At 56.4% G+C, this 13,129-nt stretch carries 11 protein-coding genes and 1 riboswitch; of the genes, 6 read left to right on the plus strand and 5 right to left on the minus strand.

Translation table 11 applies throughout. The features are described 5' to 3' along the window. Window positions 1-10: 10 nt before the first annotated feature. A riboswitch (TPP riboswitch) is annotated at window positions 11-111 on the minus strand. 38 nt (window positions 112-149) lie between these two features. The 5 genes from sgrR to leuA all read right to left on the minus strand — a co-directional run bounded on the left by sgrR (window position 150) and on the right by leuA (window position 6,655). Beyond that, window positions 150-1,811, minus strand: a complete 1,662-nt coding sequence (gene sgrR, locus GS12_RS08235) for an HTH-type transcriptional regulator SgrR (protein WP_034945791.1) — start codon at window positions 1,809-1,811, stop codon at window positions 150-152. A gap of 176 nt (window positions 1,812-1,987) precedes the next feature. Next, window positions 1,988-2,593 (minus strand): 3-isopropylmalate dehydratase small subunit, encoded by a 606-nt coding sequence (gene leuD, locus GS12_RS08240; RefSeq protein WP_034945794.1) that lies wholly within the window; start codon window positions 2,591-2,593, stop codon window positions 1,988-1,990. Then, window positions 2,593-3,996, minus strand: a complete 1,404-nt coding sequence (gene leuC, locus GS12_RS08245) for a 3-isopropylmalate dehydratase large subunit (RefSeq protein ID WP_034945819.1) — start codon at window positions 3,994-3,996, stop codon at window positions 2,593-2,595. The genes leuD and leuC overlap by 1 nt, the downstream gene beginning before the upstream one ends. Window positions 3,997-3,998: 2 nt before the next feature. Further along, window positions 3,999-5,087 carry a 3-isopropylmalate dehydrogenase gene (gene leuB, locus GS12_RS08250; RefSeq protein ID WP_034918852.1) on the minus strand — a complete coding sequence of 363 codons (1,089 nt, stop codon included), beginning with the start codon at window positions 5,085-5,087 and terminating at the stop codon, window positions 3,999-4,001. 2 nt (window positions 5,088-5,089) lie between these two features. Beyond that, entirely contained in the window at window positions 5,090-6,655 is a 1,566-nt protein-coding gene (gene leuA, locus GS12_RS08255) for a 2-isopropylmalate synthase (protein WP_034912229.1), read from the minus strand. A gap of 702 nt (window positions 6,656-7,357) precedes the next feature. On the opposite strand from leuA, the gene ilvI reads away from it, so the two are divergent. The 6 genes from ilvI to ftsL all read left to right on the plus strand — a co-directional run bounded on the left by ilvI (window position 7,358) and on the right by ftsL (window position 13,122). After that, on the plus strand, window positions 7,358-9,082 hold the full coding sequence (gene ilvI / locus GS12_RS08260) for an acetolactate synthase 3 large subunit (protein ID WP_034945797.1): 1,725 nt from the start codon (window positions 7,358-7,360) through the stop codon (window positions 9,080-9,082). Window positions 9,083-9,084: 2 nt separating this feature from the next. Next, window positions 9,085-9,576 (plus strand): acetolactate synthase small subunit, encoded by a 492-nt coding sequence (gene ilvN, locus GS12_RS08265; RefSeq protein ID WP_034912234.1) that lies wholly within the window; start codon window positions 9,085-9,087, stop codon window positions 9,574-9,576. 250 nt (window positions 9,577-9,826) lie between these two features. Further along, window positions 9,827-10,837 (plus strand): catabolite repressor/activator, encoded by a 1,011-nt coding sequence (gene cra / locus GS12_RS08270; RefSeq protein WP_034912237.1) that lies wholly within the window; start codon window positions 9,827-9,829, stop codon window positions 10,835-10,837. 565 nt (window positions 10,838-11,402) lie between these two features. After that, a complete protein-coding gene (gene mraZ, locus GS12_RS08275; protein WP_034912240.1) occupies window positions 11,403-11,861 on the plus strand; it encodes a division/cell wall cluster transcriptional repressor MraZ in 459 nt (152 codons plus the stop codon). Between the two features lie 2 nt (window positions 11,862-11,863). Then, window positions 11,864-12,805, plus strand: a complete 942-nt coding sequence (rsmH, locus tag GS12_RS08280; protein ID WP_034912241.1) for a 16S rRNA (cytosine(1402)-N(4))-methyltransferase RsmH — start codon at window positions 11,864-11,866, stop codon at window positions 12,803-12,805. Then, window positions 12,802-13,122: a cell division protein FtsL gene (gene ftsL / locus GS12_RS08285; protein WP_034912244.1), complete on the plus strand. Its 321-nt coding sequence runs from the start codon at window positions 12,802-12,804 to the stop codon at window positions 13,120-13,122. Before rsmH ends, ftsL begins: the two co-directional genes overlap by 4 nt. The last annotated feature ends 7 nt before the right edge of the window (window positions 13,123-13,129 follow it).

Consider the following 13,129-nt stretch of genomic DNA (forward strand, 5'->3'; position numbering starts at 1 on the left):
GGATCTGAGCAGTTGGAGCAGTCTCAAATCCCTACGCCGGTATTATCCGGATCAGGTTCGACGGGTCAGTCTCAGCGAAAACAGACGTTTTTCGCACCCCGTTGAGAAGGCTTCATTCTAGTGCGTATGCGCGCGAAGCGAAAGGCCGACTACGCATCGGGCGGCGCAAACCAGGCGGAGGTGAAGTCGAACCAGCCCAGCGTGTTCATTCGCACGCCGCGCATGCCGCGTTCGCCCTCCAGCAGCAGCCAGTGGTGAAACAACGGATGCAGGAAATCGCGCGCCAGCAGGTTCTGGCACCATTCCGCCAGCGACAGCGTCTGTTCCCGCCAGCGCTGCGCCTCCCGCGGCCAGTCGATCGGGATGCAGTGCTGCATCAGCGGAATGTCATACAATAGCGCGAAAAGGGAATATTCCAGCGGCAGCGTAAAGTTGGCGCTGCCCAGCCAGATATCGCTGGCGGCATCGCCCCGGTGCCAGCGCTCGTAATCCACCTGCTGCGTCACCAGCGTCACGCCGTGTGCCGCCAGCATCGGCGCAATGGCGTTAGCAATACCGACGTGCTCAATATGATCTGAATACCAGGTCAGCGTCAGCGTGGTCAGCCCTTCGGGTTTTTTCGGCGCATTGACGCCGCGACGATGGTGCCAGCGCGGCAGCAGCCCCCAGGCGGGAAACCAGTAGCGCTGATAGCCTGCGCCAAGGTGATTCAGCAGCGCAATAGGATTCAACACAGCGCTGACCCAGCGGCGAATCTCGTCGTTGCGGCCCTGTTCGGAACGCCGATCGAACAGCAGAAAATAGCAGCCTTCTTCGAGTCGGCTCTCTTCTGATTTTTCGCCTGCGCTGAGGCCCTCCAGCCTGACGCCAGCGTAAACCAGCTCCTCAGTGATCTCCGGCAGCACCCAGATATTTACCTCATCGATCAGCGCACGATAGCCAAAATAGTCATCAAAGGCCTGAATGCGCAGCTGGGTTTGCTCATTGCGCACCACGGCATACGGCCCGGTTCCCACCGGCTGGCGGGCGAAACCGGGCAGCGTGGGCCACTCCTGCGGGAGGATCATCGCGCTGACGCTGGCCAGCAGCCAGGGCAGCCACCGGTCGGGCTGGCGCAAATGAACGTCCAGCGTCCAGGGCGCGGAAGAGGCCACGCGCTCAATATTGGCAAAGAGCGGCTGTGGACGCTGCCGTTCCAGCGTGCTGATAACGTCATCCAGATGCAGTTCGCGGCCGTGATGAAAGCGGATCGCCGGGCGCAAAAAAAAGCGCCAGTGAAGCGGCGTCACCGCCTGCCAGTGATGGGCGATATCCGGCTCGATTTCCCCGTTTTCCTCATTTATATGCGTCAGCCCGCTGAAAATCTGCCGCGCCAGATGCGTTTCCGACCGGCGCAGCGGCGTGCCGGGCAGCAGGTTGGGGAGGGAGCGGTAATAGAGTACGCGCAGGATGTGTTTGCCTTCGCGAAAGCTGCGCCCAAGGTGGGAAATCAGCATCTGACGCACGGCGTTTTTATCGCCAACCAGCTGCACCAGCTGATCGATGCGATCCTGCTCAAGCAGATCTTCGGCGCGCTGCTGAGAAAGCGCCAGCCCGGTATAGAGAAAGGTGAGCGTTGAGCGTTTGCCTCTTCCGGCTTCAGCCTGCCACGACAGCCAGCCCGCTTTTTGCATTGCGTTCAGCAGGTTGCGCATGTGTCGGCGCGAACAGTTCAGCCGTTCGGCCAGATCGTTAAGGGTGGTTTCCTGCGTCTGGCCCTGACAGCTTTGCCACAGGCGGATGAACTGCTGCTGCATGCGCGGAGAAGACATAAAAGGGGAATCCTTGTCAGAAAGCAGACTGTTTTTTGTACCCTTTATTATGACGATAATGGATAAAGATGAAAGAGCGGGAGACCTCTTCTCTGAAGAGGGCTCTGACATCGTTAATCTGAGTATGGTGCAACTTCACCAGCCAGCGTGCACAACGACGCTGGCTTTTTTTATGGTTAACGCAGAAAGGCAGGCTGCTGCTGCTCGTAAGCGCTGATGGCGTCTTCATGCTGAAGCGTCAGGCCGATGCTGTCCAGGCCGTTCAGCAGACAGTGGCGGCGAAAGCCGTCGATAGCGAACGCGTAGCGTTTGTCACCGGCCAGAACCCTCTGGTTTTCCAGATCGACGGTAAAGGCGATCCCCGGCTGCGCGGCCACCATCCGGAACAGCGACTCGACTTCTTCTTCACGCAATGACACCAGCAGAAGCTGATTGTTAAAAGAATTATTGGCGAAGATGTCGGCGAAATCGCTGCCGATAATCGCCTGGATACCATAGCCGGTCAGCGCCCAGGGCGCATGCTCACGCGAGGAACCGCAGCCGAAGTTTTCCCGCGTCAGCATAATGCTCGCACCGCTGAATTCGGGCTTGTTCAGCACAAAGTCAGGATTTGGGATCTGGCCTTCAGCATCGCTGTAGCGCCAGTCGTAGAAGAGATTGCGGCCAAAGCCGGTGCGCGTGACCATCTGCAAAAACTGTTTGGGAATGATTGCATCGGTATCCACGTTGGCCGCATCCATCGGCACCACAACGCCGGTATGCCGGGTGAATTTTTTCGCCATTATGCCTTCCTCAATTCGCGAATATCGACAAAGTGACCGTTCACCGCCGCCGCCGCAGCCATTGCCGGGCTGAGCAGGTGCGTGCGTCCGCCGCGGCCCTGACGGCCTTCAAAGTTGCGGTTGCTGGTGGAGGCGCAGCGTTCGCCGGGGCTGAGACGATCGTTATTCATCGCCAGGCACATCGAGCAGCCGGGCAGGCGCCACTCGAAACCCGCCTCGATAAAGATTTTGTCCAGCCCTTCGGCTTCGGCCTGCGCTTTGACCGGGCCGGAACCGGGCACGACGTAAGCCTGCACGCCCGCCGCGAGGGTATGGCCTTTCACCACCGCCGCCGCCGCCCGCAGATCTTCGATCCGCGAGTTGGTGCAGGAGCCGATAAAAACCTTGTCGATACGCACATCGGTCAGGCGGATGCCGGGCTTGAGATCCATATAAGCCAGTGCTTTTTCCGCCGAGGCGCGGTCAATCGGGTCGCTGAACGAAGCGGGATCGGGAATGCAGTCGCTAACGGCAATCACCTGGCCCGGATTGGTTCCCCAGGTGACCTGCGGCGCGATGTCGGCCGCGTTGATCGTCACTACTTTGTCATAGACTGCGCCGGGATCGCTTTTCAGCGTGCGCCAGTACGCCAGCGCGTTTTCCCAGTCGCTCTCCTGCGGCGCAAACTGGCGGCCTTTAACATAGTTGAACGTGGTGTCATCCGGCGCCACCAGGCCCGCTTTCGCGCCCAGCTCAATCGCCATATTACACAGCGTCATGCGGCCTTCCATGCTCAGTTTCTCCACCGCCGGGCCGCAGAATTCGACCACATGGCCGTTGCCGCCGCCGCTGCCGGTTCTGCCGATGATCGCCAGCGCGATATCTTTGGCGGTGATGCCCGGCGCGGTTTCGCCGACAACGTCAACTTTCATCGTCTTCGCGCGCGCCTGCTTCAGCGTCTGCGTCGCCAGCACGTGTTCCACTTCAGAGGTGCCGATACCAAACGCCAGCGCGCCGAAGGCGCCGTGCGTCGAGGTGTGTGAATCACCGCAGACAATGGTCATGCCGGGCAGCGACATGCCCTGTTCCGGGCCGATAATGTGCACAATTCCCTGAAAAGGGTGCTTAAGATCGTACAGCCGCACGCCGAAGGCTTCGCAGTTTTTCATCAGCATCGACATCTGAATACGCGCCATTTCGCCGCTGGCGTTGATATCACGCGTTTGGGTGGAAACGTTATGATCCATCGTGGCGAAGGTTTTTCCCGGCTGGCGCACCGAACGGCCGTGCGCGCGCAGCCCGTCAAACGCCTGTGCGGAGGTCACCTCGTGCACCAGATGCCGGTCGATATAGAGCAGCGGCGTCTCATTGGGCGCCTCAAACACCACATGCGCATCAAACAGCTTTTCGTAAAGTGTTTTCATCATCAGGACTCGCTGATAAATCCGGCAATTATGCCGCCCATTTCGTCGGTGCCAATCGATGCGCCATCGCCCGCCAGATCGCCAGTGCGGTAGCCCTCTTCCAGCGCGCGGCTGACGGCCTGCTCAATCGCATCAGCCGCTTCGCCTGCGTCCAGGCTGTAACGCAGCAGCAGCGCCAGCGACAGAATTTGTGCAATCGGATTGGCAATGTTTTTTCCGGCAATATCGGGCGCGGAGCCTCCTGCCGGTTCGAACAGGCCAAAACCCTGCTCATTCAGGCTGGCGGACGGCAGCATGCCCATTGAGCCGGTGATCATTGCGCACTCGTCGGAAAGAATGTCGCCAAACAGGTTAGAACAGAGCACCACGTCAAACTGCGACGGCGCCTTGATCATCTGCATGGTGGCGTTATCAATATACATGTGGCTAAGTTCGACATCGGGGAAGTCGCTGGCCACTTCACTGACGATTTCACGCCAGAGGATCGACGATTGCAGCACGTTGGCTTTGTCAATTGAGGTGACTTTTTTGCGGCGCTTGCGGGCGGATTCGAAGGCGATACGCGCAATACGCTCAATTTCAAAGCGGTGATAGACCTCAGTATCGAAGGCGCGCTCGTGCTGGCCGCTGCCTTCGCGGCCCTTGGGCTGTCCAAAATAGATGCCGCCGGTCAGTTCGCGCACCACCAGGATATCAAAACCCTGTTCAGCGATATCGCTGCGCAGAGGGCAAAACGCTTCCAGCCCCTGATAAAGACTGGCCGGGCGCAGGTTACTGAACAGCTTGAAATGTTTACGCAGCGGCAGCAGCGCCCCGCGCTCCGGCTGCGCAGCGGGCGGCAGGTGCTCCCATTTTGGGCCGCCAACCGAGCCAAACAAAATGGCATCCGCCTGCTCGCAGCCCGTCACCGTCGCCTTCGGTAGCGGCTCACCGTGACGATCGATGGCGATGCCGCCTACGTCATAGTCGCTGGTGGTGATCCGCATGTTGAAACGCTGACGCACCGCGTCCAGAACCTTCCTGGCCTGCGCCATCACTTCGGGGCCGATGCCGTCGCCGGGCAGAATGGCAATATGGTAAGTCCTTGACATCATTACACCGATTCCTTTTGTTTGGCTTGAGATTTGCGTTGCAGTTCCTGCTCAACCAGGCGAGAGCGCCAGATGTTGTTCAGCGCGTTAATCATCGCCTTCGCAGATGATTCAACGATGTCCGTCGCCAGACCGACGCCGTGGAATTTGCGGCCGTTATAGTTGACCACGATATCCACCTGACCCAGCGCGTCTTTGCCCTGGCCTTTCGCAGTGAGCTGGTAGGTCACCAGTTCGGCGTCAAACTCGGTAATGCGGTTGATCGCCTGATAGACCGCATCGACCGGGCCGTTGCCGGTGGCCGCTTCGGATTTCATCTCTTCACCGCAGACCAGTTTCACCGAGGCGGTTGCCATCACGCTGGAGCCGGACTGCACGCTGAAATAGTCCAGGCGGAAATGCTCCGGCTCCTCGTTCTGTTTATTAATAAACGCCAGCGCTTCCAGATCGTAGTCAAACACCTGGCCTTTTTTGTCCGCCAGCTTCAGGAAGGCGTCATACAGCGCATCCAGGCTGTAGTCATTCTCTTTGTAACCCATCTCATCCATGCGGTGTTTTACCGCCGCGCGGCCGGAGCGAGAGGTCAGGTTCAGTTGGATCTTGTTCAGTCCAATCGATTCCGGCGTCATGATTTCGTAGTTTTCGCGGTTTTTCAGCACGCCGTCCTGATGGATGCCGGAGGAGTGGGCAAACGCGCCGGTGCCGACGACGGCTTTATTGGCCGGGATCGGCATATTACAAATCTGACTGACAATCTGGCTGGTACGATAAATTTCGTGGTGGTTGATCGCGGTATGGACGTTCATCAACTGGCTGCGGGTTTTAATGGCCATGATGACTTCTTCCAGCGCGCAGTTGCCGGCGCGCTCGCCCAGGCCATTCAGCGTACCTTCTACCTGGCGTGCGCCTGCCTGCACGGCGGCAATCGCGTTGCCTACCGCCATACCCAAATCGTCATGGGTGTGCACCGACAGAATCGCTTTATCAATGTTCGGCACGCGGTTGATCAATTGGGTGATGATGTTGCTGTACTCGTCCGGCAGCGTATAGCCCACGGTATCAGGAATGTTGATGGTGGTGGCGCCTGCGTTGATGGCAGCTTCCACTACGCGACACAGATCGTCGATGGGGGTGCGTCCGCCGTCTTCACAGGAGAACTCCACGTCGTTGGTATAGTTACGCGCGCGTTTTACCGTACGCACCGCGCGCTCAATCACCTCTGGCAGGGTGCTGCGCAGTTTGGTGGCGATATGCATCGGCGATGTCGCCAGAAACGTATGAATACGGTAAGCGTCCGCCACGCGCAGCGCCTCGTAAGCAGCATCGACGTCTTTATCCACGCAGCGGGCAAGCGCACAAACGCGACTGTTTTTCACCTGCCGGGCGATAGTCTGCACCGATTCGAAGTCGCCCGGTGAAGAGACCGGAAAGCCGACTTCCATCACGTCCACGCCCATGCGCTCAAGCGCCAGTGCAATCTGCAATTTTTCCTTCACACTCAGACTGGCCTGCAATGCCTGCTCACCGTCGCGCAGAGTGGTATCGAAAATAATCACTTGTTGGCTCATTGGTTAATTCCTTGTCGTGGTTGCGTCGCCCTTGCCGCGAGCAAAAAAAAACCCGCGCAGTGGCGCGGGTTTTTTTAGTTTGTGGACCTGAATCAGTGACTGTTTCCGTCCACAAGGCTACCGCGCAGTTGGGATGCGTTAAGTAGTAGGCCTGGTAGACGGGTAAAACGAATCATTAATTCAAACCTCAGAAATTATGCTGTTGCTTTATTGATACTTGATCCGCAGGGGGGATGTCAACCCGGCACGGCGTTCGGGCGCAGATTCAGCGGCCGTTCCGGGGCTGCCGCGCAGTAATAATGTGATAAAAGGCGCTTTTTTAAGACGTACGCGTGCCGGTTAATTCGTCAATTATTTTATTAACAAAACAATTACACTAATATTTATTTAACCGGCAGAACAAATCACTTTTTTCACCGGCGCTGGCTGGTTTAATTACCGATATTTTTTATCCCAAAGCAGTGCCATAGCGAGCCGACAGGCATCCTTGCGTACCGCGTGGTGTTTGCCTGCCAACTTTTCTACGGTTATGGTATTTCCTCAACTCTACGTAAAAATAGCTAAACCCAGTACCCGGATTCGGGAAATGAGTTCCTGAGTCTTCGCATAAACACAGGTTTTGACCTTATCGGGTGGCTTTCCGCTGCGCGTCGTGGCGGCTGTTCTGCCGGTAAATCAGCACCTTAAAGCCTGGAGGCAAAAATGGAGATGTTGTCAGGAGCCGAAATGGTCGTTCGATCGTTGATCGATCAGGGCGTTAAACACGTATTCGGCTATCCCGGCGGAGCCGTTCTTGATATTTATGACGCGCTTCAGACAGTCGGCGGAATCGATCACATTCTGGTGCGCCACGAACAGGGCGCCGTGCACATGGCCGACGGCTACGCGCGCGCCACCGGCGAGGTTGGCGTGGTGTTGGTGACGTCGGGCCCAGGCGCGACCAACGCCATTACCGGTATCGCCACCGCCTATATGGATTCGATTCCTTTAGTGGTGCTTTCTGGTCAGGTGCCCTCGACGCTGATCGGCTATGATGCCTTTCAGGAGTGCGACATGGTTGGGATCTCCCGGCCGGTGGTCAAGCACAGCTTTATGGTTAAACACGCTGAAGATGTGCCCGCCATTATAAAAAAAGCGTTCTGGCTGGCGGCCAGCGGACGTCCCGGCCCGGTGGTGGTCGATCTGCCAAAAGATATGATGAGCCCGGCCAATAAGCTGCCCTACGTCTGGCCCGACAGCGTCAGTATGCGCTCGTATAACCCGACGACGCAGGGCCACAAGGGCCAGATCAAACGCGCACTGCAAACGCTGATTGCGGCCAAACAGCCGGTCATTTACGTTGGCGGCGGCGTTATTAATGCCGAATGCCATGACGAGCTGCGCCAGATTGTGGAAACGCTGAATTTGCCGGTCGCGTCTTCGTTAATGGGCCTTGGCGGTTTCCCCGGCACGCACCGCCAGAGCCTGGGCATGCTCGGTATGCACGGCACCTATGAAGCCAATATGGTGATGCACAATGCAGACGTAATTTTTGCCGTCGGCGTGCGTTTTGACGATCGCACCACCAATAATCTGGCCAAATATTGCCCGGATGCAACGGTGCTGCATATTGATATCGATCCCACGTCTATTTCCAAAACCGTGGCGGCGGATATTCCTGTCGTTGGCGATGCGAAGCAGGCGCTTTCGCAGATGCTGGAGCTGCTTGCCCAGGGCGACAACACGCAGGATTTCGACAGCCTGCGCGACTGGTGGCAAAAAATTGAAGGCTGGCGCGCCCGTCAATGTCTCGCTTTTGAACAGGGGCATGAGAAAATTAAACCGCAGGCGGTTATTGAAACTATCTGGAAACTGACCCACGGCGACGCCTTCGTGACCTCGGACGTCGGGCAGCACCAGATGTTCGCTGCGCTTTACTATCCCTTTGATAAACCACGCCGTTGGATCAACTCAGGCGGCCTCGGCACGATGGGATTCGGTCTGCCTGCGGCGCTGGGCGTGAAACTGGCGCTGCCGGAAGAGACGGTGATTTGCGTTACCGGCGATGGCAGCATTCAGATGAACATTCAGGAGCTGTCCACCGCGCTGCAATATGATTTGCCGGTGCTGGTGCTGAGCCTTAACAACCGCTATCTCGGTATGGTAAAGCAGTGGCAGGACATGATCTATTCAGGTCGCCATTCGCAGTCTTACATGCAGTCGCTGCCTGATTTCGTCCGTCTGGCGGAAGCTTACGGTCACGTCGGTATTGGCATCAATCACCCTGACGAACTGGAAAGCAAACTGGCGCAGGCGCTGGAAGAAGTTGGAAAAGGACGGCTGGTCTTTGTTGACGTGAACGTTGACGGAACCGAACACGTTTACCCGATGCAGATTCGCGGCGGCGGGATGGATGAAATGTGGCTTAGCAAAACGGAGAGGACTTAACTATGCGTCGTGTTTTATCGGTACTGCTGGAGAACGAATCCGGCGCATTATCCCGCGTGGTGGGGCTGTTTTCCCAGCGGGGTTACAACATTGAAAGCCTGACCGTGGCGCCGACCGACGACCCGACGCTTTCACGCATGACGATCCAGACGGTGGGCGACGCGAAGGTGCTGGAGCAGATCGAAAAGCAGCTTCACAAGCTGGTGGATGTGCTGCGCGTCAGCGAGCTGGGGCAGGGCGCCTTTGTTGAGCGCGAAGTCATGCTGGTGAAAATTCAGGCGACCGGCTACGGTCGCGAAGAGGTGAAGCGCAGCACCGAAATTTTTCGCGGGCAGATTGTCGACGTCACGCCGTCGTTGTATACGGTTCAACTGGCCGGCACCAGCGACAAACTGGACGCATTTCTCACCGCCGTACGTGACGTGGCGGAGATTGTGGAAGTGGCGCGTTCGGGCGTCGTGGGCGTGGCGCGCGGCGATCGCATTATGCGTTAAACCGTCTGCGTGAATGCGCGCCGCCCTGTACTCAATGCGTCAAACAGGAACCGCCGCCGCGGTTCCTGTTTTTGATCCGGGCGGCATCCGTCATCCATGACGCTGAGATACAATCCCCTTCGTCTGAGGCGGCAAAAACGCGAAAGCAGTTGCTCGCTAAACTGATCTGCTGTTAGATGTAACAAATGTTTTATCCATAGTCGTAATGCGGCTATTTTTTGCGCCAGAAAGGTGCCAGCGTGGGGTTATTGTGAAACTGGATGAAATTGCGCGCCTTGCCGGAGTATCGCGCACCACGGCCAGCTACGTTATTAACGGTAAAGCCAGACAGTATCGCGTCAGTGATAAAACCGTCGAAAAAGTCATGGCGGTGGTGAGAGAGCATAATTACCATCCCAATGCGGTTGCCGCAGGTTTGCGCGCCGGACGAACGCGCTCTATCGGTCTGGTTATCCCCGATTTGGAGAATACCAGCTATACACGGATCGCGAATTATCTCGAACGTCAGGCAAGGCAGCGCGGTTATCAGCTTCTGATCGCCTGTTCGGAAGATCAGCCGGATAACGAAATGCGCTGCGTTGAGCATCTGCTTCAGCGCCAGGTGGATGCCATTATTGTTTCCACCTCATTGCCGCCGGAACATCCTTTTTACCAGCGCTGGATCAACGACTCGCTGCCCATTATTGCTTTGGATCGCGCGTTAGATCGTGAACACTTTACCAGCGTCGTCGGCGCCGACCAGGAAGATGCGAATACGCTGGCGGCGGAACTGCGTAAGCAACCGATAAAAAACGTGCTGTTTCTGGGCGCGTTACCGGAGCTGTCGGTAAGCTTCCTGCGGGAAATGGGCTTTCGTGAGGCGTGGGAAGGAGACGAACGTCAGCAGGACTTCATTTATGCTAACAGCTTTGAACGCAGCGCGGCGGCGGCGCTGTTTGAAAAATGGCTTGAGACGCACGCCATGCCTGACGCGCTGTTCACCACCTCGTTTGGCCTGTTGCAGGGCGTCATGGATATCACGCTGAAGCGGGAAGGGCGTCTGCCTACCGATCTGGTGATTGCCACCTTCGGCGATCATGAACTGCTCGACTTCCTTGAGTGCCCGGTTTTTGCCGTGGCGCAGCGGCATCGGGACGTGGCGGAGCGCGTACTTGAGCTCGTTTTAGCCAGCCTTGATGAACCGCGCAGACCAAAACCAGGATTAACCCGAATTCGTCGTAATCTTTATCAACGTGGAAGACTCAGCCGAAAGTCCGGTTAGGCTTTTCGCGACACGCGGCGTTAATGTTTTTATAAAAAAGACGGTCATCCCGTCTTTTTTAGTTTGAATCATATTTTGTCGGTCTTTTATCTGTACGTAAAACCAGTTATTCAACGCTATTTGTTAATATTCATTTCTGGATTATCTGTAATGGCAACGTTTTTTTCATTGAAGAAGAGTTTCTTACATTTAAAAGCGTCAAAATTATTAAATGCTTAGGACAAGAGTAAGCCGCTTCACAACGGATGCGCGTTCAGACTGGCCTGAAAACCAGAAATACCCTAAAATGCAGCGCGCCTCGCAAAGTCAGTAATGAATTTTCTTGTCGTCAGAAAGTGACATATTTGGGTTTAAATAAAAATTTTTGGTTTTTTTTATCTCTATTCATTAGCTTAATTTTAATTTCCCAAAAGTTTCGTCCTCTTTTTATCTCATCGCATTTTAAATTAGTGAAGAAATAATCCTTTCAGACCGTCGCTGTCGCTTGACAATGATTTCCCTCGCTCCGTACACTCTCCAGGTGGGATTTTGTGGTGTAAAGTGGTGAAAAGAGGGCGAGGCTGGCATGTTCCGTGGGGCAACGATAGTCAACCTCGACAGCAAAGGGCGTATGGCCGTTCCAACACGCTATCGCGAAACGCTGATTGAGGAAGCACAGGGGCAAATGGTATGCACCATTGACCTTCATCAGCCATGCCTGCTGCTTTACACCCTCCCGGAGTGGGAAATTATCGAACGTAAACTGGCGCGTTTATCCAGCATGAATCCTGCTGAGCGCCGGGTGCAGCGTCTGCTGCTGGGGCATGCCAGCGAATGCCAGATGGATAATGCAGGTCGATTGCTGGTGGCAGGCACGCTGCGCCAGCATGCGAATCTGACCAAAGAAGTGATGCTGGTCGGGCAGTTCAACAAATTTGAATTGTGGGATGAACAGACATGGTATCAACAGGTCAGGGAGGACATTGACGCAGAGCAAACGACTCAGGAGCCGTTGTCTGAGCGCTTACAGGACTTGTCACTATAGCTATGCAGGCAAATTATAATCACACCACGGTGCTGTTGGACGAGGCGGTAAACGGCCTCAATATCCAACCCGACGGCATCTATATCGATGGCACCTTTGGACGAGGGGGCCACTCGCGACTGATTCTTTCGCGTCTGGGCGCGGAGGGACACCTCTACGCTATTGATCGCGATCCGCAGGCTATCGCCGCCGCCGCTCACATTACCGATCCCCGCTTCACAATTATCCACGGTCCCTTTTCGGCGCTTGCTGACTACGTTGAAGCGCGCGGCCTCAGCGGGAAAGTAAACGGGATCCTGCTGGATCTCGGCGTCTCTTCACCCCAGCTTGATGACGCCGAACGCGGATTTTCTTTTATGCGCGACGGGCCGTTGGATATGCGTATGGACCCGACAAAAGGGCTGTCTGCCTCGCAGTGGTTGCTTCAGGCGGAAGAGAGCGATATCGCGTTTGTGCTCAAAACCTTTGGCGAAGAGCGCTTTGCCAAACGCATTGCGCGCGCCATCGTTGAGCGCAACCGTGAACAGCCCATGACGCGCACCAAAGAGCTGGCCGACGTTATCTACGCCGCCACGCCGGTAAAAGATAAGTACAAACACCCCGCGACGCGCAGTTTTCAGGCAATCCGCATCTGGGTCAATAGCGAACTGGAAGAGATCGAACAGGCGTTGAAAGGCGCGGTAACGGTACTGGCGCCGGAAGGTCGACTGTCGATTATCAGTTTCCACTCACTGGAAGATCGCATTGTAAAACGCTTTATGCGCGAACAGAGTCGCGGGCCGCAGGTGCCGGCCGGTTTGCCGATGACCGAAGCGCAGTTGAACGAACTTGGCGGCCGTCAGCTGAAAACGTTGGGAAAAATGATGCCTGGCGAGGCAGAAGTGGCGGAAAACCCACGCGCGCGTAGTTCGGTGCTGCGTATTGCAGAGAGAACCGCGTCATGATTGGCAACGAGCGCCACAGCCTGCCCACCGTGATTGGTGGCGATCTGCTGCGTCACGGCAAGATCGCGCTGATCCTTACCGTCGCCGTACTGGTTTCGGCGTTGCTGGTGGTGACAACCGCGCACAAAACCCGCCTGCTTACCGCGCAGCGGGAACAGCTGGTGCTGGAGCGTGATGCGCTGGATATCGAATGGCGTAACCTGATCCTGGAAGAAAACGCGCTCGGCGATCACAGCCGGGTAGAGAGGACGGCAACTGACAAGCTACAAATGCAGCATGTCGATCCATCGCAGGAAAATATTGTGGTTCAGCCCTGAGAGAGTG

The sequence above is a fragment of the Erwinia oleae genome (assembly GCF_000770305.1).
Taxonomy (GTDB): Bacteria; Pseudomonadota; Gammaproteobacteria; order Enterobacterales; family Enterobacteriaceae; genus Erwinia; species Erwinia oleae.

Coding starts and splice junctions, on each gene's coding strand:
- ilvI (WP_034945797.1), top strand. CDS start 7,358: ATGGAGATGTTGTCAGGAGCCGAAATGGTCGTTCGATCGTTGATCGAT.
- leuA (WP_034912229.1), bottom strand. CDS start 6,655: ATGAGCCAACAAGTGATTATTTTCGATACCACTCTGCGCGACGGTGAG.
- ftsL (WP_034912244.1), top strand. CDS start 12,802: ATGATTGGCAACGAGCGCCACAGCCTGCCCACCGTGATTGGTGGCGAT.
- leuB (WP_034918852.1), bottom strand. CDS start 5,087: ATGTCAAGGACTTACCATATTGCCATTCTGCCCGGCGACGGCATCGGC.
- rsmH (WP_034912241.1), top strand. CDS start 11,864: ATGCAGGCAAATTATAATCACACCACGGTGCTGTTGGACGAGGCGGTA.
- leuD (WP_034945794.1), bottom strand. CDS start 2,593: ATGGCGAAAAAATTCACCCGGCATACCGGCGTTGTGGTGCCGATGGAT.
- mraZ (WP_034912240.1), top strand. CDS start 11,403: ATGTTCCGTGGGGCAACGATAGTCAACCTCGACAGCAAAGGGCGTATG.
- ilvN (WP_034912234.1), top strand. CDS start 9,085: ATGCGTCGTGTTTTATCGGTACTGCTGGAGAACGAATCCGGCGCATTA.
- sgrR (WP_034945791.1), bottom strand. CDS start 1,811: ATGTCTTCTCCGCGCATGCAGCAGCAGTTCATCCGCCTGTGGCAAAGC.
- leuC (WP_034945819.1), bottom strand. CDS start 3,996: ATGAAAACACTTTACGAAAAGCTGTTTGATGCGCATGTGGTGTTTGAG.